Annotated in this window: 14 protein-coding genes; 5 read left to right on the top strand and 9 right to left on the bottom strand. The window is 44.0% G+C overall.

The features are described from left to right. The first annotated feature begins 64 nt into the window (after positions 1–64). Positions 65–382, top strand: a complete 318-nt coding sequence (locus ACYTPF_RS05950; protein ID WP_461851545.1) for a putative signal transducing protein — start codon at positions 65–67, stop codon at positions 380–382. A gap of 46 nt (positions 383–428) precedes the next feature. Here the strand turns inward: ACYTPF_RS05950 and ruvX are convergent, their stop codons facing one another. From ruvX to ACYTPF_RS05970, 4 genes are all read right to left on the bottom strand, one after another. Next, on the bottom strand, positions 429–860 hold the full coding sequence (gene ruvX / locus ACYTPF_RS05955) for a Holliday junction resolvase RuvX (RefSeq protein ID WP_179984300.1): 432 nt from the start codon (positions 858–860) through the stop codon (positions 429–431). Continuing rightward, positions 853–1,419, bottom strand: a complete 567-nt coding sequence (locus ACYTPF_RS05960) for a YqgE/AlgH family protein (protein WP_179984299.1) — start codon at positions 1,417–1,419, stop codon at positions 853–855. Before ACYTPF_RS05960 ends, ruvX begins: the two co-directional genes overlap by 8 nt. Positions 1,420–1,558: 139 nt before the next feature. Beyond that, a complete protein-coding gene (gene gshB / locus ACYTPF_RS05965) occupies positions 1,559–2,512 on the bottom strand; it encodes a glutathione synthase (RefSeq protein ID WP_179985249.1) in 954 nt (317 codons plus the stop codon). Between the two features lie 138 nt (positions 2,513–2,650). After that, positions 2,651–3,379, bottom strand: a complete 729-nt coding sequence (locus ACYTPF_RS05970) for a 16S rRNA (uracil(1498)-N(3))-methyltransferase (RefSeq protein ID WP_179984298.1) — start codon at positions 3,377–3,379, stop codon at positions 2,651–2,653. A gap of 792 nt (positions 3,380–4,171) precedes the next feature. Here ACYTPF_RS05970 and ACYTPF_RS05975 point away from each other — a divergent pair. Then, complete coding sequence (locus ACYTPF_RS05975; RefSeq protein ID WP_118492753.1) at positions 4,172–5,014, top strand: mechanosensitive ion channel family protein; 843 nt, start codon at positions 4,172–4,174, stop codon at positions 5,012–5,014. A 109-nt stretch (positions 5,015–5,123) separates the two neighbouring features. Here ACYTPF_RS05975 and ACYTPF_RS05980 read toward each other — a convergent pair whose 3' ends face one another. Further along, positions 5,124–5,921, bottom strand: a complete 798-nt coding sequence (locus tag ACYTPF_RS05980) for a M48 family metallopeptidase (RefSeq protein ID WP_179984297.1) — start codon at positions 5,919–5,921, stop codon at positions 5,124–5,126. 408 nt (positions 5,922–6,329) lie between these two features. On the opposite strand from ACYTPF_RS05980, the gene ACYTPF_RS05985 reads away from it, so the two are divergent. Then, positions 6,330–8,132, top strand: coding sequence for a choice-of-anchor I family protein (locus tag ACYTPF_RS05985; RefSeq protein ID WP_461851546.1), 1,803 nt, complete (start codon positions 6,330–6,332; stop codon positions 8,130–8,132). A 148-nt stretch (positions 8,133–8,280) separates the two neighbouring features. On the opposite strand, the gene ACYTPF_RS05990 is transcribed toward ACYTPF_RS05985, so the two are convergent. The 4 genes from ACYTPF_RS05990 to ACYTPF_RS06005 form a co-directional block, all read right to left on the bottom strand. Beyond that, entirely contained in the window at positions 8,281–11,307 is a 3,027-nt protein-coding gene (locus ACYTPF_RS05990) for a TonB-dependent receptor (protein WP_179984295.1), read from the bottom strand. 84 nt (positions 11,308–11,391) lie between these two features. Then, a complete protein-coding gene (locus ACYTPF_RS05995; protein ID WP_461851547.1) occupies positions 11,392–14,106 on the bottom strand; it encodes a poly(beta-D-mannuronate) lyase in 2,715 nt (904 codons plus the stop codon). Positions 14,107–14,488: 382 nt separating this feature from the next. Next, entirely contained in the window at positions 14,489–15,802 is a 1,314-nt protein-coding gene (locus ACYTPF_RS06000) for an MFS transporter (protein WP_179984293.1), read from the bottom strand. Between the two features lie 51 nt (positions 15,803–15,853). Continuing rightward, positions 15,854–16,732 carry an NAD(P)-dependent oxidoreductase gene (locus tag ACYTPF_RS06005; protein WP_118492763.1) on the bottom strand — a complete coding sequence of 293 codons (879 nt, stop codon included), beginning with the start codon at positions 16,730–16,732 and terminating at the stop codon, positions 15,854–15,856. 624 nt (positions 16,733–17,356) lie between these two features. On the opposite strand from ACYTPF_RS06005, the gene ACYTPF_RS06010 reads away from it, so the two are divergent. Both ACYTPF_RS06010 and prsK read left to right on the top strand, forming a co-directional pair. Then, positions 17,357–18,481 (top strand): beta-ketoacyl-ACP synthase III, encoded by a 1,125-nt coding sequence (locus tag ACYTPF_RS06010; protein WP_461851548.1) that lies wholly within the window; start codon positions 17,357–17,359, stop codon positions 18,479–18,481. Positions 18,482–18,778: 297 nt separating this feature from the next. Continuing rightward, positions 18,779–20,824, top strand: coding sequence for an XrtA/PEP-CTERM system histidine kinase PrsK (gene prsK / locus ACYTPF_RS06015; RefSeq protein ID WP_179984290.1), 2,046 nt, complete (start codon positions 18,779–18,781; stop codon positions 20,822–20,824). The last annotated feature ends 73 nt before the right edge of the window (positions 20,825–20,897 follow it).

Below are 20,897 nucleotides of genomic sequence, written 5' to 3' on the forward strand. Positions count from 1 at the left end.
CTTGGGCTGCTTTTTCGTATAAGCTCTACGCGGTATGCATTATTTTATTGCAATTGGATAGTCATTGAAAAAACTTTTCTCCTCACAAGACGCTTTTGAAATGCAAGCGGTTCGCAGCGAACTTGATGCGCTGTCTATTCCCTATATGGTAAAAAATGAATTTGCTGGTGGTGCTATAGGAGAGCTGCCTTGGCAGGATTCTCAGCAGGAGGTGTGGCTCATCGACGATAGCTGGTATGCACGGGCGTCGAAAGTTATCGAGGCCATCGTTCACAAATCACGTAATACGAATAACAGCAGTGAAGACTGGCGATGTGACGCGTGTGGTGAGGAAAACGGCAGCGCATTCGATGTATGCTGGCAGTGCGGCGCGGAAAAGTAAAAGTACAGGAAGTGAAAATTAACAACAAAGAGTAGCGCAAAGGTGGCTACTCGTACTGGCTTTCGCTCCAGCTGGTGAAGATCACGCAAGCTGATACGCTATCAACTTTATCCTTAGTAAGCTTTTTATAGCCACCTAACTCAAACAACATAGCTTTAGCGTCGGTAGTAGTAAGACGCTCGTCACAGGTTTCCACTGCAACACGAAAACGTCCATGGAGTCGATTGGCGAACTTGCGAGCTCGTTGGGTCATTTCCTGCTCTGTGCCATCCATATTTAGCGGTAAACCAACAACGACAACATGGGGTTGCCATTCTTCATAAAGCTTTTCTATCAATGCCCAATCTGGAATGCCGTCTCGTGCTTTAAGCGCTGCAAGCGGTGAAGCAGTGCCAGTAATTTCTTGGCCTACTGCTACGCCAATACTCTTAGTACCAAAGTCAAACGCAAGTACAGTACGGTTTCCTATATCAGGCATGCCCGGCTCCTGGAGCTAGCTGCCATACATCAACACCGAGTTTATTTACCGTTGCTTGCCATTTTTTATGCATAGGAGTGTTAAACAGAATTTCTTCGTCCGCTTCTATGGTTAGCCACGCATTTTCCTGCATTTCCTTTTCAAGTTGCCCTGGTGTCCACCCGGCGTAACCTAAAGCAATAAGCACGTCCTCTGGGCCCTCATCGTTGGCGATAGCCGTCAAAATGTCCTTTGATGTGGTAACCATGATCCCCGGCGCGAGCTTAAGACTAGACGCCCAGGATTTCTGCGACGAATGCAACACAAACCCACGTTCTTGGTTGACGGGGCCGCCCGCAAGTACGATTTGTTCTGCCTTGTCTTCAGACACTGTCAATTCTTTATCAGTTTGTTCAAGAAGTTGTTTTACGTTCATAGTAGAGGGCTGATTCACCACAATGCCCATAGCGCCTTCAGCATTGTGCTCACAAACATAAATGAGTGAACGTGAAAAGTAGGGATCGTCTAAGCTAGGCATTGCGACCAAAAAGTGATTTTGTAGGCTTTTTAATTCCGTCATAGTTTGCTTTTTACTACTATATTTTACTAACGTCTTTTACTTTAGGGGGCCATTTAACATTAAGTATAAAAGGCCCTGTATTCACCCACGCTGAGCTTTATCTGAGCTACTCGCACGGGTTACTAGTGCAAAGCACGTTTTATCTGTTGGCTAAGCGCTTTTCAATTGCGTCAAACAGTGCGCCCATAATGTCTACGTCGTACGCGGCTTCTATTTCTCTTACGCACGTTGGGCTGGTAATGTTTATTTCTGTAATTTTATTGCCAATTACATCAAGCCCTACAAACAAAATATTATTTTCTTTAAGCGTAGGAGCTATGGCTTCAGCCAATGCGCGGTCTGAATCAGAAATTGGCTGAGGGCGGCCAGTGCCACCGGCGGCCAAGTTCCCTCTTGTTTCCCCTTTGGTTGGCAGTCGCGCTAAGCAGTATGGCATTACTTCACCATCTACAATCAATACACGCTTGTCACCGTCTTTAATCTCTGGAAGGTACTCCTGTACCATCATATAGCGCGTGCCCAAATGAGTCAGAGTTTCAATAATTACGCCTAAATTATTACCGTCAGGCTTTACTCTGAATATAGAGGCGCCACCCATACCGTCTAAGGGCTTACAAATAATATCTTGATGCTTGGCATGAAACTCACGAATAATCGTTTGGTTGTTTGATACGAGAGTATTCGGGATATGCTCTGGGAAATACGATGTAAACAATTTTTCGTTGTAGTCACGTAGGGCCTGAGGATTATTTACAACCAGTGCTCCAGCGTCTTGCGCTAGCGACAATATCTGGGTGGCGTACAGAAATTCGCTGTCAAAAGGCGGATCTTTACGCATAAGTAAAACATCAATATCCCCTAAATACAGGGTTGCTTCGTCTTCAATCGCGTAGAAATCTGTCGCTTGGTCTTTAACCGACACGGTTTTGCCCAAACCCATAGGCTTACCATTGTCTAAATACAGGTCTTTTAGTTCGAAATAAACAACCTTTGCACCGCGGCGCTGAGCTTCAAGCATCATCGCAAAGCTTGTGTCTTTATGTGGCTTAACGCTTGCGATGGGGTCCATAATTACGCCAACGGTATATTGCATAATGTTCTCACCTTGAATGTTTTTAAAATGCCGGCTCATATAGCCCTGCCGATAATCTTTGTATATTGGGTCACACCCTAATACTTCAAGTTATTGGTCTAGCATAGGCCTGTAAAAAAAAGGGTTTAGAATATATCCTCAAAAGTCGCCGTGTTGTGCCTGGAGAATACTTAAACTCGTAATTGCCGCCGTTTCGGTACGTAAAATACGTGGCCCTAAACTTACCGATTGATAACCGTTTTCGTTAGCTTGATGGATTTCTGTGTCTGATAACCCGCCTTCTGGACCTATAAGTAGTCGAAAGCCTTGAGTATTATAAGGTTGCCTCGCTAAGCTTTGTTCTGCGCCGGGTGCTAAAACCAACCGCGTAGTATTGGTTGATGAGGACAGCCACTGACTTAAATTTACCGGGGCATTGAGCACAGGAATAATGTTGCGACCACTTTGTTCACAGGCACCAATGATAATTTTCTGCCATTGCTGAATTTTCTTTTCCCAGCGTGACTCGTCAAGTTTTACTGTGCATCGTTCGGTAATAACAGGCGTTATCTCTGTTACGCCAAGCTCTACGCTTTTTTGTAGCACAATGTCCATTCTATCGCCCTTAGAAACACCCTGACCTAAGTGAAGGTGGAGGGGGGACTCTTTTGCTAAAGAAAGACATGCGTCGGCTTCAACCGTTACTTTTTTTCTTTGAACACTTATGACTTGTGCACTGTATTCGTTGCCATCGCCGTTAAATAGCACAATAGGGCGATTGGGCTTTATGCGCAGCACAGTAGCGATGTGATGACCCGCATCTTCGGTTAATTCAAATTCTTGTTCTAAAGGAATGGGGTTGGGGTAATAAACTCTTGGTATACGCATAAGGAATCAGGTGTTTGGTTTTAATGCGTATGATACGTGTCTGTATATGCAGGTTGCAATGCTGTCGACGGCATCATGTAAATAATTGGAGAAAAACTTACACAAACGGCAACACGCGACCTATCTTTAATAATCACCTGACTCGTAGGTTTACTCTATGCCGCAGAGGGCGAAGAGTTGCTCGAAGAGTTTTCCAACACTGTGGAAGAAGGCTTCGATTTTTGTGCTGGGCGGTATTCCGCTCTTGCATACTTAGTGTGTTTTCCTTTATCGGTGCGAAGTGAATATAAAAATAAACACAAAACAACCGAAAATAGGGTTATGAGAAGCAACATGCGTTAATCCTTTAAGTGACATAGTTTGCTAAAGCTCGTTCATAAAAATTAGCGGAAAAAGGACCGAAACCCATTTTCTGCGTCAATCTTTATGAGACTTTAGTCTAAAACTTTAAGGCTGAAAAATCATCAAAAAAAAAGTCTTAAAACTCGGTAACTTCCGAAAAAGTTAAAAAGACAACAAAGCGCATTCAAGCTTCGATGTAAAATAGTGCCTTTGTTGAGTGACATGTGTGTGACAATTATTCAAAAAAATACTTAAACTTTGGTATACGTTGTAACTAAGAGTAGCGTTATGTATCGCTACTTTTGGATAATGCTAACACTATCAAGGGCCTATAAGGCTTAGACTTTAGGGCGAATTTACGCTGTTTGGACCTATTGTGTATTGGTGATAATACGAATAGCTGCTACCGTATGTATGCTAATTACAACTAACCATGACAAGGACCATATTATGGAAGAAAAACTCTCACTTTTTTCAGCAAGTGATGTTGAAAGGTACATAAACGACTACGCCATTCCATGGGGCATCAATATCCTAATGGCGATTGCGATTTATGTAGTCGGTAAAATCGTAGTTGGATTTATTCTGTCTGTATTTAGACGCCTAATGGCTAAATCTAAATACGATGACATGTTGGTGGATTTTCTAGAAGCGATACTTAGTGCTATCTTGATGCTATTTGTTATCGTCGCGTCACTAGATCAACTAGGTGTGGATACTACTTCACTTGTAGCCATATTAGGTGCGGCTGGTTTAGCCATTGGTCTGTCATTACAAGATTCACTTAAAAACTTTGCAGCAGGCGTAATGCTACTAGTATTTAAGCCGTTCAAAGCGGGTGATTTTGTTGAAGCTGCGGGTACTGCAGGTTCAATCAAAAAGATTGGTATTTTCACAACTACAATGAATACGCCTGATAACAAAGAAATTATCGTTCCAAACGGCAATATCTATAGCGGTAACATCACTAACTACTCTGCGAAAGATACTCGTCGTGTAGATATGGTTGTTGGTATTGGTTATGACGCTGACTTACTTAAAGCTAAGCAAGTGTTGCAAGAAATGATTGAAGCGGATGATCGAATTCTAGCTGAACCTGCTCCGACTGTAGCGGTTTCTGAACTTGCTGATAGCAGTGTTAACTTCGTAGTACGCCCTTGGGTAAATGCTGCAGATTTCTGGGCAGTTAAGTTCGACTTTACAGAGCAAGTTAAACTTCGCTTTGACAAAGAAGGTATTTCAATTCCATTCCCGCAAATGGACGTGCACCTACACAAACAAGACGGCGAGTAACCGTTATCTTGGAAACAAAAAACGCTGCTAAATGCAGCGTTTTTTTTGCTTTAAAAGCAAGCGAATTAATTAGGCGCTAAACAAAGTATACCTCTATAAGACTGTACTTTTATTTACAGTTAGGTCGATAGGCCGTGGCCTGATAGTCAGCATAGGCGGCGGGCATATTAGCTTGCAAGTTATCGATTCTTGTCTGTGGTGCAGGGTGGGTAGATAGCAGCTCCATAGGACGTTCACCACCACTCGCTGCATCCATATTTTGCCACAAGTTTACAGACTGTCTTGGGTCAAACCCAGATTTTGCCATTAGCTGAAGACCAATGACGTCGGCTTCTGATTCGTGAGTTCTGCTAAAAGGAAGCTGAACGCCTACTTGAACACCTAAACCAATCGCTGCCATGATCGGACCTGATTGAGGCACTTCGTTCGCGGCCAACACTTGACCTACCGCTTGACTGCCTACATTAATTAACGTTGACTGAGACATACGCTCGTTACCATGTTCTGCGATAACGTGACCTACCTCGTGACCAATAACAGCCGCTAGCTGGTGTTGGTTTTCCGCTACGTTAAGTAACCCGGTATATACGCCTATTTTCCCGCCAGGTAAGGCGAAAGCATTAACCTGTTCATCGTCAAACACTACCACCTCCCATTGCCCACTAAAAACGCTCTCAGGAACTTGGGCAGTGATAGCGTCTGCAACGCATTCCACATAGGTGTTTTGTACTGCTTTGCGTGAAATTTTTAGCTCTTCTTTCATACCTGAAAAAGCTTGATCGCCCATTTGTGCTAGCTGGGCTTCTGAATAAAGTAATACTTGATTTCTACCGGTAGGAGATGTTGCACATGCGGTTAGTGTGAGCGCAGCAGCAATAACCGCTGAGGCAGTGAATTTCAATTTCATAGTTAATCCTTTTGATTGCTGAGTACACCCATTTTCGTGAACCCATCCACAAAAAATGATATGCCATTCAGTTTATACGTCTTTTAGGCAGTATTAGTATCAGATACAACGGACAAATAAAACTAGACCTTCGCGCTAAAGATACTGCTTTGTGCTCACAAGCGTTTCTATTGAAATTAATAACTAATAAAAGACGTTGAAATATGCACTTACAATTGACGTAAAGTAAGCTAGGTGTGTACTTTTTATAGAAAAATGACACGCCTTTGCCTTCTTAATATTTGTGTCATAAACTGATTTTAATTTATACATAGAAGTTGAATAAATTTTCTGGTGTACTAAGAGTAGGAATCCCAGATTTCTCGGGCCTCGCAACGTACGACAAAAAACAATTAAAAAGGAAATCAAATGGCAGTGCGTAACAAGTTTAAATATGGATTAATTGCATTTTTAGTTTCAGCTGCGCTCACAGGATGCGGCCTTGATGGTGACGATGGTGCTCAGGGTGAAACAGGGGCACAAGGACCACAGGGCGAACAGGGTGATCCAGGTACTGATGGCAGCGACGGCACCGATGCTTCTATTGGTATCGCGATGGATGTGGTTGGTCGTGCTTTCTTAGGCAATCAAACCGCAGCTGAAATCGTTCAATATCATTCTGATACCAGCACTATTTACGCCACTAACGGCGAAACAAATACAATTGCAGTTATTGATGCCTCAGGCGTTAGTACGGCAACAATGTCTGATCCAATTAATACGACCACGCTAACACCGACCACAATCGCATTACCTGCTGATATTAACGGTGTGGCGCTAGGCAGTTTAACGAGCATTGCAATAAGCGGTGACCTTATGGCCGTTGCAGTACCAGCGGATGTTAAAACTGATAATGGTTACGTGTTGTTTTACAACGGACTTGATAGCTCTGCTCCCGCATTTTTAGACTCGGTAGAGGTAGGCGCACTACCTGATATGGTCACTTTCACTCCTGATGGCGGTAAAGTGTTAGTAGCCAACGAAGGCGAACCGTCTGATGACTATACTGTTGACCCTGAAGGTTCCATTACGGTTATCAATATTCTTGCCAGTGGCGAGCCTGAAGAAACAGGTACTACTGTAGGCTTCAGTGCGCTTAACGGCAGTGAAGCTGAGCTTATGGCACAAGGCATGATGTTCCCAAACCCAGCAGGGCGTACAATTAACGGAACCGCTATCACCTCGACTGTAGCGAAGGACCTAGAGCCTGAATATATTACAGCGACTAACGATGTTGCCTATGTAAGCCTTCAGGAAAACAATGGCCTAGCAATTTTAGATTTGGAAGAGTTAACCGTGGACGTTGTTGGCTTAGGAGCCAAGTCTTGGGCTGGACTTAACATTGATATTCAAGAGAATGAAGCGGTCAGCTTTGGTCAATATAGTGGCCTATATGGGGTTTATCAGCCAGATACAATTGCTAACTTTACGTGGAAAAACGCAACTTTCATCGTGACTGCGAATGAAGGTGACGCTCGTGAGTACTTCTTTGAAGCTGCTGATGAAGCTGCTTGTACTGCTGCTGGTGGTGTTGATTTTGACGAAGACGATGGTTGCCTTGCGTATACCGACGAAGTGAAAGTAGAAGACCTAACGGCTGCGGCAAACTCTGAATTGGCGATGCTACAGGCAACAGGTGAAGCTGACGATTTACGCGTAACTTCGGCCATGGGTGATGCTGATGGAGACGGTGAATATGACGCTGCATATGCCTACGGTGCGCGTTCATTTACCATTTGGGATCAAAATGGTTTAGTAGTTTATGACTCTGGCGACGATTTTGAACGCATTACCGCTTCAGTTCACGGTGCACAGTTCAATAATGGTGACGACGAAAACGCAAGCGATTCACGCTCTGAGAACAAAGGACCAGAACCAGAGGCATTAACCGTGGGGCAAGTGGGTGATCGCACTTACGCATTTATCGGCACGGAGCGCATGGGTGGTATTTTCGTTTACGATGTAACGAACCCTTACGATGTTCAATTCGCTGAGTATGTGATTAACCGCGATCTTACCGAAGGTTTAACCAGCGATAGCGTTATTGGTGACCTTGCGCCAGAGAGTTTGGTATTTGTTAGCGCTGAAGACAGCCCAAGCGGTGTTCCTCTACTTGTAGTAGGTAACGAAGTAAGTGGTACAGTATCGGTATGGCAAATCAACCAGCTGTAATTTAACACTCAATAGTGAGTCAAAAACCCGCTTAACTAAGCGGGTTTTTTTATTAGAAAATAAAAAAGCCCTAGCTTGAACTAGGGCCTTTGAGAGTCGCGTAATGCCTTGCTTTTGCTAAGGTATTACGAGTGGCGATTGGAAGTCCTTAGTACTTGACCGTTACACCTGCAAACAGGCGAGGACCATAGTCATTAACTTCGCCAAGGTTGCCTTGAACGTAGTAGTCTTGAGATTTAGGTGCACTGAATAGGTTAATTGCTTCAACCTTAACGCGTACGTGGTCATTAACCTTGTACGATGCGCGTGCTTCCCAAACACCTACTTCGTCTACGTAACGCAAGCGCGTACCGTTACTGGTGTAAGGTTGGAAATATTCGCTTCTGTACTTATAGATAAGCGCTGTATCTAGGTCGCCAATCTGGTAATAAACCTGACCGCTAAATACATGCTCAGAGAAGCCAGGTACTGAACCTGGAGGAATGATACCTTGGGTTAACTGAGTAGTATTACCGTCAAGGTCGGTAATAAAGGTATCACCGTAATTACTGTCCTCGAATTCATAATCAGTGTCAGCATAGTTATAACCAAACTTAACACCAATACCACTATCCCAACGATAAGCGATTGAGGTTTCGATACCGATGATGCTGCTGCTTTCGTCTGTCGTTACAGAGTTAGTAATAGGCAAGTCATAATCGTCACCTTCAATCTCAAAGGTTTCTAGCACCGTTTGCTGTTGGAAGCCACCGTTGAACTGCTTGTAGTAAACACCGAAAGCAAAAATTGAGTCTTCATTCGGGTACCACTCAATGGCAACGTCATAGTTCCAAGACATAAGAGGCTTAGTACTTGGATTACCAGACCCGTTTACACCAACAATTAGGTCTGAAATCGTCGTAGGAGCAACTTCATCATCAGTTTGGAACGTACGGCTAAAGCCTAGGTCTGATGGGTCTGCGCGAGACATACCGCGATAGATACCTGCACGTAGCAAAATGTCGTCGCTATAATCCATTACAAAGTTAGCGCTAGGCAGTACTTCAGTGTAGCTACCACCACCTTCGATACGCTCAACCACTGAATCATCTTCAACAAGTGTTAGTGTACCCAGTTCACCTTCAATAACTTCAAATGAATTTCTGAAGCCAATTGAAGTAACTTCAGTGTTTACAACACGAACACCAAAGTTACCGCGAATGAATTTACCCCACATTTCTGTGTCGTAGTTTGCCATCAAATAACCGGCATAAGTGCGCTCAGTGACATCTATTGTTCCCGAGTTTTCATATTCCAGCTCAGGGTAAGCGAAATCATCGCCGTTAGATGCAGCTACGGCACGGGCGAAGCAGTTGTTGTCATACGTTGCCCACGAAGAACCAGTACCGCTATCTACAATATTACCGTCTCCATCAACATGAGTGATGATGTCACCGTCTGACACAGAAGATAAGAAGTCACTTTCTGGGAAGTCAATTTGACAGCCTTGCATAAGTGCAATTGCCTGAGCGATTTCTTCTTCGTCAGATGAGCCTTCAGTAGGAGAGAACGTCCATTCAGTTCTAGAACCATTGCCTTGAGACCCGCCTAGTTGAACGAATGTCATTTCAGACGCACGTAAGCCACCTTCGATGCTTACGAAAACGTCATGGTCAAGAATGTAGCTGAAATCTACTTTAGCCGACTTAACTTCGTTTTCGCGCGTATTTTCTCTATCAGCACGTGTACGTAAGCTATCGTAAAAGTTTGTGATATCAGTCACATCAAAGTTCTGTACCGTGAAATGAGGAATATCATCACCCATATCCCACGAGAAGAATTGTCTGTCTTCGGTGCGGGCACGGTTTGAAATTTGAAGTTCTTCACGCTCGGTTTTTGAGTAGGCAAGGTCGAAGCTTAACGTTAATGCATCAGTGGCAAAGTGTTCAACATTGATACCAAAACCGTGGTAAGTCTCGTCACGCGAGAACTGTTCACCAGAGCTTTCAATACGATCTTGACCTTCCCAGTGTAGAATGCCGCCCACATCATTGGTTACCAACGTAGGGCCGGTCAAACCAGGTATCGCACGCTTTTGTAGAAAGATTAAGTCGTGTCTTGCTTCTTGCTGCAAGCGATTTGAGTACTGGAAGTCAGTGTTAATATCCCAGGCGTCATTAGGCTGAAACTGCAGTGCTAGGAAGAATGCATCACGCTCATCAGATGTTTCGTTTTGACGATAGCTACGAGAGCTACCTGTCCACGCATAGGGTGAACCTGCACTAATTGCCTCACCAGTTTCTGGGTCGATTTCTGTGTTGTAGCCTTGGTTAGAGCTACCGCTAACCTGGTCTTCACAGTCGCCAGCGCTGCTGCGGAAAAAGCCTTCATTAGTGTTGGTAGGATCGTTCAAACACGCCCATAGTGAAGAACCTGTTGGGCTAGAGCTTCTGTACTCGGCTTCAGGTTGAGTTATATCTTGGCGCTGGGCACCGATTGAGATACCTAACGCAGAGCCGTTATTGAACTCGAACTGGTCAACATAGCTTATCGTTCCACGATAGCCTAAGTCACTGTGAAGTGAGTTATCTACATTGCCTTCGTCAGGGTTATAGTTGCCTTTAACTTCACCCTGAATACGTTGTTTGCCGTAATCAAGAGGGGCTACAGTTTCAAGGGCGATAACACCAGCCACACCACCTTCAATCATAGAGGCGTCTTGGGTTTTATAAATAGCAATTTTCTTAACCAGTTCGCTTGGGAACTGTGAGAAGTTAACCGAACGGTCACCGCTACCATTAGTCGCTTCACGGCCGTTAATGTGCGTCGCACTTAAGAACGGACCTAGACCACGAATAGTAATTTCTGTAGCACCACCATTTTCACGGTGTGATGCTGCGCCCGTAATGGATTCTAGCGCTTCACCAATAGAAAGCGCTGGCAGATCACCAATGTCTTCGGCCGATAAGCCGTCAACAACAGTAGTCGATTCGCGCTTGATTGAAATTTGGTCCTGTATTGTACGACGTGAGCCAACAACGTCGATAACTTCTACGTCCTCCGCCGCGGTCTGCTCTTGCGTTTCTTGCGCTTGTACTGAAAAAGCGGCAGTGCTGGCTACACCAGCGATGAATGCGGCTCTTACCCAACGCGCAGTTGGGTTTAGGGTAAAGGGTGTGCTTCTTTTCAACGACATTACAATTTCTCCGTTGTGTTATCGATGCACTAACGCCCCGAAGGGCGCAGTGACTTAATGTGTAGGGTATTCGTGTTTTATGTATTAATTATCTGCTGTCCATGTAGAGCCAGCACCTACATCAGTAGACTGAATGTAGTAAAGCCCTTTAGCTCCAGCGACTGCTTGTGCACCGTTCGGGTCGGTTTCAATTAGACCGTTGGTAGCGGTAACAAACTCTGGCACTTCCTTGCCATTGTCTGCGGGGTTTTGGTCAATAGCGCCGTCGGTATCAAATTCGCCGTTGCCGTTAAGGTTGCGAATGTCTACCCAAGACTCATCTTCAACATCGCCCGATGCATAGCTATCGGTAAAGCCGAAGTTGTTAGAAAGAAGTGATTCTTCGTGATTGATAAGGTCACAGTCATACTCGAAAGCGTGGTCACTACTAATCGCTTCAGAATCAAATGCAAGCCCAAGCGTGCTCTCTTTATCTGCTTCGTTAAAGCCATTTGCAATTGCATTAGCATCGAAGTCGATTACAAAGAAGTTTTTGGTTAAGCCATAAAGAATTGGCGCGTTATCCGCTGTTAACTCATCGCAATCACCCACTGGTGCTCTACTGCCAATTTCTGTGCTGAACACGATGGGTTGAAGTGAGTTTAGAACGGTATTGTTAGTAACAGTCAGTGTTAAATCGCCACTGCCGTCAAGCACTGCTTGGTTACCTGCGTTAGGTACACCGCCATCTGCTTGAGAAAATGGGTTAGCCGTGAATACTAAGCCGCCTGCTTCTTTATTGCCTGAACGAATACCTGCAATGTAGTTATTAGTTACCGTATGGCCGAGCGGTGTCATCAATACACCACTTGGGCGGTCGTCTGAACCAGAGATATCAGTGGTTCTAATGATGATATTGTCAGCAACAGTGTTAAACCCACCGTCTTCTAGCGAAATACCGCCATTGGCATCAATAATCGTGTTGCCTTGAATAGTAGCGCCAGACGTTTGAACGCGCATTAGGCGACGGCCTGACGTGAAGTTATCAATACGGTTGTACTGAACAACAAAGTTAGCGTCTTCTGCCGCATCTGCTCCGGTAGTGCTTCCAACGTTAAGAAGCAGTAGGCTTGATTGGTTAAAGTTCGGGTTAACCGCATTTTCGAATAAATTGTACTGGATAGTATGGTTTAGACCCGAAGAAGAGAGCTTGATTACTGAACCTTTAACCGCGTTGTTTCTATTGCGGAAAGTATTACGCTCAATCATTGCGCCTTCACCATTAACAACAAGCCAATGATGAGTTTCTTCATTCAATGTGGTCTGGTCACCATCCATTGTGTTTTCAGCAAAGGTGAAGTTATCGCCTTCTGAATAAATAACTGCGGCTGCTTCGCTTTCACAGTAAGAGTCTAATGCTGTATCAATGCTTTCAAAACGCATGCCCTTTATAGCTGCACCGTCTACAGTACTAGCAACATTTATACATGCTTCGCCAGATATGACCGGCGTTTCACCTTCTACTGCAGTCATGGTTACAGCACTGGTTAATAAAATTGGTGCCAAGTCAGCATACACGTTAGTGTTTAGGCCTAAAACATCGCCGTTGGCAAGGCCGCTATTGAGGGCACTTTCAAGACCGGCTTTATCGTTAACTACGGTAGTGTAAACAATGGTATCTACCGCATCTGATGCTGAACCTTCAAAACCATCGTTGTCCGTATACGAGGCTTCTACAGAAATGATTGCGCCAGCGTTAGCACTTGGTGTGAAAGTGTTGCTGTTGCTATCAGCAATGGCTACGCCATCAGCAAACCACGTATATTCAACGTTCGCTTCGTCAAACCCATTGTTGTCTGTCAGTGTTGCCGTTAAAACACCGTCTACCAAATAAGGGACGGTACCTGTTATCTCAATTGAGCCAGCCTCGTCTACAGCTTGCTCGTTGACCGGTATAGTAGGTTCAGAAGTGATAACTTCTTCAAAACCGTTATCATCGGTATAAGATGCTTCGACAGTGATCACTTGACCAACAAGACTTGCGTCAACGACATAACTGCTTTGAGTAGCTCCTGAGATCGCAGCGTCATCGCCATACCATTGGTATGCCACTTCGCCGGTAGCGCCATCTTCATCGCTAATTTCTGTAGAAAGGGTGTTGCCAACAGTAGGCGTGCCTACAATAGCGATTGCACCTTCTGAATTTACGCGACCTACAGGGTCTGTTGGTTCAGACATAGGCGCTTCATCAAAGCCGCGGTTATCAGTAAAAGCCGCTGATACGGTAATAACCTTACCAAACTCATTTTCTGTAAGCGTAATTGTAGATGTAACTTCATTTTCAATAGCAACATCATCTGCATACCACGTGTAAACAATGCTCTCTGGTTCTACCCCGTTTTCATCTGAAACAGTGGCAGTAAGCATGCCGCCTACTACAACATCGCCAGAGATGGCGATACTCGACTCAAACGCTATTGCCATTACATCACTTGTTGGTTCACTTACGTGAGATTCGTTAATACCACCATCGTCAGTGTAAGAGCCTTGCACCGTTATAGCCGAACCAATTTGATCGTCAGTAAGAGTAAAACTTGCACCGCTTGCGTCAGCAATAAGTTGATTATCAGCGTACCAAAAGTAGTTTACGTCTGATGAAATACCATCTGGGTCGCTGACTGAGGCAGTTAGCGTTTCGCCAGAAGTTGGCGTACCAGATAGCGTGATACTACCTAGGGTATTAGGGTTGTTATCAGAATCTACATCACATCCCGTAATGGCTGCGGCTATGGCGCAAAGTGCAAATGCTTTAATCTTCATGATGGCATCGTGCTCCAAGTTTAATTATAGGGTGGTAAAGTTTTTTATTGTGTTTTGGTGTTACCAATATGTGTATTTGTTTTTACCAAATTGGTAATAAGGCTAATAAAAACACAATTTATTAACATTTGCTAGCAAATTTACTAAATTTCTTAAAAATTAAGACGTTTAAAATAAGCTCGATAAAAGGGATTAGCGGAATTGGTCAGATAGGTCTGGGGTCAGAGTACTTTTTAGGCCCGAAGTCAGTGCACTTTTCGCTGTGACAACCAGATGAGTTTTAGGTTAGGGGGCTGGTTACAGGCACTAGTTAGTTACGTTTAAGTTATGGGTACAAAATGCGCTACCAGACACCTAATAATTCTGATAGCGCATCAATTTACTAACGCTTAGGCTTAAGCATTTCTATTTTTGGGATAAGAAGCCAAATGGCTGCAATTGCAATGATAGCTAACGACGCTCCGATGACGAAGGCAGGCGTATAATTACCATCTGCAGTAAGCCATGGAACCAAAGATGTTAAGCCCACCGCACCCAACTTCGCCGCCATACCTGAAAAACCAGATAGCGTACCCACGGCTTTTTTACCAAACAAATCACTCGGAAGGGTTTGAACGTTACCTATTGCTGTTTGGAAACCGAACAGGATAACCGCCATAATAAGCACCGCTACCGTTGGCGCGCCAGGGTCTGACATTGCGATAAGAGCAGGAAGCATTATTAGACAACCCAAGGTGATAACTAGCTTCCTTGTCTTATTCGGCGTCCAGCCAGCCGCTATACGATTTTGCGCTAACAAACCGCCGAACCATGCGCCAAGCATTGCGCCCACATAGGGCACCCAGCCGTATATACCTATCTCGGTAACGTTCATGCCATACACTTCGTTAAGATAGATAGGGATCCAGAATACAAATAACCACCAAATAGGGTCGATTGCCGCCGAAGCGATAATTACGCCCCAGCTTTCTTTACGAGAAAGCAGTTCACCTGTTGAAGGGCTGTATTCCTCCATTTCCTTGGCATTGCCATTTTCATCTTTATCTTCGCTCATGGTGCGCTGACCAGAAAGAATATAGTGCTTTTCTTCCTCGGTAATCCATGCGTGCATCGCTGGTGGAGCTTTAACTATAATAACCCAAGGCAATAGCCATAAAAGACCGATGGCACCTACGATAATAAATACCGCCTGCCAGCTAAAATGCAGAGTTAAAAAGCCAATAATTGGAAAGGCTATGATGCCACCAATAGCAGCGCCAGAGTTAAAGATGCCTTGGGCTAGCGCACGCTCTTTCGTAGGAAACCATTCGGCGTTACCTTTGGTTGCACCAGGCCAGTTTCCAGCTTCAGCAATACCTAAAATCGATCTAAAGATGCTGAAGCTCAACATGCCTTGCGCAAATGCATGGGCAATAGTGGCGAGTGACCAAACACCGATAGAAAGAACGAAGCCAATTCGCGTTCCAATCCAGTCGAAAATCTTACCGAAAATCGCCTGACCAAACGCGTAAGAGAAAACAAACACGATGGAGATATTAGCGTAAATCTGTTTCCTTTCTAACGCTGATTCATCGGGAAACAAGTCTTCTACAATAGCAGGCCATAATACGCTTAAAGCTTGTCTATCGATGTAATTTATAATTGTTGCGAGAGCAATAAGTGTAATTACCCACCAACGTAGACCTTGAATTTTCACGGCATCACTTCTCTTTTAGGTTGTGTATAGTTTCGCCAGAGCGTTCGTTTACTACTTATCTAATTTGACAAAATAGTCGTAGATTTCAGGTACGTTGCCGTTACCCAAGCCGGCGTCTAACGCTGCTTGTAAATTAGCTGATGAACCTTCAGCAATTTTTGATTCAGTACCTAAGTCTTCTACCATCTTCAAGAAATAGCCTAAATCCTTGTTAGCGTTAGCGATAGAAAAACCTAAGTCACTATTGTTATCCACTGCATAGTTTTTGCAGAATTGCATAAATGGAGAGTTAGATGGACCTGCAGACATAATGTCGAAAAGCTGTTGGCGGTCAACGCCAGCGCGCTCTGCTACCGCAAAAGCTTGCGACATTGCACATACGGTGGTCATACCCATGAAGTTATTAATCAGTTTTGTAGTGTGACCTGCACCAAGTTGACCAAGGTAAAAGACATTTTCACCTTGTTCATCAAGAACAGGTTTCACTTTTTCAAAAGTTTCTTTGTCGCCAGACGCCATAATATTAAGTAGGCCATCTTTCGCATGTGCAGGAGTTCGGCCTAGTGGTGCATCTACCATACCTACGCCTTTGGCTGCTAAGTCCGCGCCAATTTTTCGTGTTGAAGAAGGAATAGAGGTTCCAAAATCAATAACCACGGCACCTTCTTTTAGCCCCGCCATAATGCCGTCTTCAGCGTACATTACTGATTCGACAATATTCGATGTCGTTAAGCAAAGCATAACGATATCCGCGCTTTCAGCTAATTCTTTACCTGTTTTTGCAACCTTTGCGCCGCGTTCTGTGCACTTAGCCACTGCATCAGGGTTTAAGTCCATAACTGTGGTTGGAAAGCCTTTGTTTAAAAGGTTTTCAACCATGTTGCCGCCCATTAGACCAAGTCCGATGAAACCAATTGATGGTTTAGACATTATCTTTTCCTCATAAGTAAAAATTCGAAGGTTAGATACAACCTCGTCACCTTTGGTATCACCTAGTCATAAACAGATTATTGCCGAAAAGACGGCACTTACTAATCGAGAGACTATTGTTATTACCAATTTAATGTTTAAACCCTATTTCTATCTTGCCAATTTGTCAACCAATATCGAGTTCGAGGTCATTATTTTGTAAAAAAATTGTAGGTGTGAAAGCGCGTCTGTTTGCTAGTTACGTTGATTTATAATTTTTTTATACCTCTAACCTATTAATACAATTAGATTTTAATTCTCCTGGCTAAGCTCTAGATGCGAAAAAGAAAGGCGTTTATTTTGTTTCTTTTGTAAACAATTCTTTTTAGTGTGGCTCAATGCGTGTTGTTTTATTGGTCAAGTCAATTCCCTTTCAGCTGCAATTTAGGCGGTTAAGAGGGAACGGTGGCCTCCACCATAGTTACAGTGACCGCGGATTAAGGTAAGCTATAGCTCATAAAACGCAGTCGTATTGCTAATAAAAGGTACGATTAGGCTTAATTGCACTGGCATTATTGCGTGAAGGACACGAAGTAACGCGACGTTTTAAAAGCCAGAAGTGTTAACAGATAATAGAGAATGCTTATGTCTCAACAGATAGTGATTAGCGGTGTGGGTGTTTGGCACCCAAAAGATAGTATTACCAATGAAGAGCTAGTAGAAAGCTATAACGCATACGCCGACGCGTTTAACGCTGAAAACAAAACTAAAATTGAAGCAGGTGAGCTAGCCGCTGTGCCTTACTCAAGTGCAGAGTTTATTGAAAAGGCGTCGGGAATTAAAAGTCGCTATATTTATCAAAAAGAGGGCGCGCTAGATATCACTCGCATGAAGCCAAAAATTGCGCCGCGAGCGGATGATGAACTTTCTCATCAGGCAGAAATTGCCGTTGAAGCAGCTAAGCTAGCTATGGCTTCTGCGAACGTGAGTGCTGACGAAATTGATGCCGTTATTGTATCGTGTGCCTACACACAACGCGCTTATCCCGCTATCGCTATTGAAGTGCAAGAAGCACTGAATATCGAGGGCTTTGGCTTTGATATGTTAGTCGCCTGCTCAGCAGCAACCTTCGGCATGCATCGCGCTTATGAGATGCTAAGCGCTAGAAATGCTACTCGCGTACTCGTTATCAACCCTGAGTTAGTGTCTCCTCAAATTAACTACGCAGACCGAGACAGCCACTTCATCTTTGGTGACGTAGCAACAGCGACTGTGTTAGAACTCGCTGAAACGGCTAAAAGCGAACACGTTTATGACGTGCTGAGCACTAAGGCACTGACGAAGTATTCAAATAATATTCGTTCGAATTTTGGTTATATGACTCGTGCAGAAGATGTAGACCCTTACGGCCCTGACAAACTTTTCCACCAAGCTGGGCGCAAAGTATTTAAAGAGGTTTGCCCAATGGCTGCGGCTCATATTGAAGCGCACCTAGCAAGTCATGACATCACACCAGAAGGCGTGAAGCGTTGGTGGCTACATCAGGCTAATATTAATATGAATACTTTGATTTGTAAGCGCTTATTAGGGCGCGATGCAGACAGAACAGAAGCGCCTATCGTACTCGACGAATACGCAAACACTGCTTCTGCGGGTTCTGTCATTGCTTTTGGTTTGAATCATGAAGATTTAGTCTCTGGCGATATCGGTGTGCTTTGCTCTTTCGGAGCGGGCTATTCAATTGGTTCCTTGGTAATTCAAAAACGATAAAGGTTTAAGCGGTAAAAACTCAAAGCGCAGGCTTGGCCTGCGCATTACAAAAAGCGTAAGCTAAATATTTATTTTGTGAGCCCGTTTTACCAACTCGTTGCTTTATCTAATGCGGCAATAGGACCAAGTTAAAAGCATAAATGCGGCTCTTGCTCCTATATTGCAGTAATACAAAAAACGAGATGGAATTTTGCAGCATCTAACATGGTCGGTATATATCGAGTATTATCAATGTAATGATCTGCTAGTATGCAGATTTATGCCTTCTAATAATGATAATAAAGGTGAGATAAAAGGATGATTTCAGATGTAGGCTACGGGCTAAATAGTCTCGCGCACCTAGCCCTTTTATTGTTGTTGCTAACAGTAAGAAAGCCAGGAGTTGCCAAGCACCTGCTTGTCGTTGCGACCGCTGCCACTTTTTTATGGTCGACAAGTTTAATTACCTCGCTGTTCGGCCCCATTTCCCTTAGCTGGCTGTTAAGCGTTGACGTTGTAAAGCAATTGGCTTGGCTTCTGTTTTTGTCTGCTTGTATTCAAACTAACTTCAGTAATATTGCTGCTGTATTAAAGCGTCCTATTACGCTGATTATCGTCGCTCCCGCGCTTATCGCGCTTCTTGCACCTTATTTGTTGGCAATTAATCCTGCGTGGAGTTTTCTTGTTTTAATCGTACTTTCTTTAGAAGTCCTTGTACTTTTAGAGGTTGTCTATCGGCAAGCAGGAAGAGAGCAGTGGGCCTTCAAACCGCTTATTATCTATCTTGGCGCAACAAATTTGTTCGAATTTGTAACCTACGCTAACGCGACCATGGTTAACCAAGTGGAAATTGGTTATATCGCTGCAAGGGGGTATATCTACTTTCTGCTTATGCCTTTACTCGTGATATCAATTCGCCGTATCCATCACTGGGGAATAGATATATTTATATCCCGCGATGTAGTTTTACATAGTTCATTATTGCTTGTAGCGGGCGGTTACTTATTTGTAATGGCTGTGGTTGGCTATGCCATCAACTATGTCGGGGGTAACTGGGGCGCTACCGTACAAATTATCCTCGTAGTGATGTCATTCGCGTTGTTAGCCACCGTATTTTTATCGAATGCTTTTCGTACTAAGATAAAAGTTTTTATTACGAAGCATTTCTTCGCCAATCAGTTCGACTATCGCGTTGAATGGGTGAAATTAACCCAGTGGCTAACTAGGGCCGGGGACTCGTCATCAGATGTTTATCACGCTGGACTAACGGGCATGCTAAACGCTATTCAGTATGAATCGGGCCTGCTCTTTAAGGTGAACGCAAATGGTTATGAACGTGTGGCTGAGGCATCCCCTATTACAGATATATCAAGCGAAGCGAAAGGCAGTGCCACCTACGCCACATTAGAAACTTTAGCGCAATACAGTGATAAAAATGGTTGGATTATTGATACGGATGCCTATCTAGTTAAGCCCTTTGATTACGAAGGGTTAAAGCTGGACCGCAATGCTTTAAAAGAGTGGGGGTACCAGCTCTTTGTACCTTTCTTGAAAGACGGAGGGCTATGGGGGTTTGCCTTAGTTGCGCCCGGAGACAAGGAAAAAATCAGTCTCAATTGGGAAGTTAAAGACTATCTTACTGCGGTTTCTGAGCAAGTGGGCACTTATATGCAGCACCATGAGGCGGCACAAGTAGTGGCTGAAAACGCCCAGTTTGCTGCGTTTAACAGAATGTCTGCCTTTGTACTACATGATCTAAAAAATGTGCTTGCCCAGGTGGACCTTATTTTGGCAAACGCGCAACAACATAAGCACAACCCCGAGTTTATCGACGATACATTCGAAACTTTAGAACATACTAAAGCTAGAATGGAGAAAATGCTAAAGCAACTCACAGACAAAAAGGCGGTACAAGAAGGGGTTGATGCTGAGCTTTTACTCTCGGAAGTTGCTAAGGATGTGGTAAGTAGTCGTTGTTCAGGTTTAAGCCCTATACCGAAAGTGCATGTGCTTAAAGAAACGGCTGTTATGATTGATAAAGAAAAAGTAGCCAATGTCTTTTACCATTTAATCAGTAACGCGCAACAAGCAACAGGCGATGACGGTGAGGTTGATGTGGTGATAACTGCAAATTCCGACAGCGATACCCAGCTTGTCATGATAGAAGATACCGGCGTGGGGATGGAAAAAAGCTTTATTGAAGAACGTTTATTTAAACCCTTTGATACCACAAAAGGGAATGCAGGTATGGGGATAGGTGCTTACGATGCAAAAACCTATATCGAGTCTATCGGTGGTAAACTAACGGTTCAAAGTGAACCGGGACGCGGTAGCTGTTTTACACTGCATTTTCCGATAGGATAGAACAAATAACTAGAAAGTGGATCCGTACGCGACAAAAATCCACATTCCTTGGATGGATGAAGTAGATTAATAG

It is taken from the genome of Alteromonas sp. HB246098, assembly GCF_054890645.1.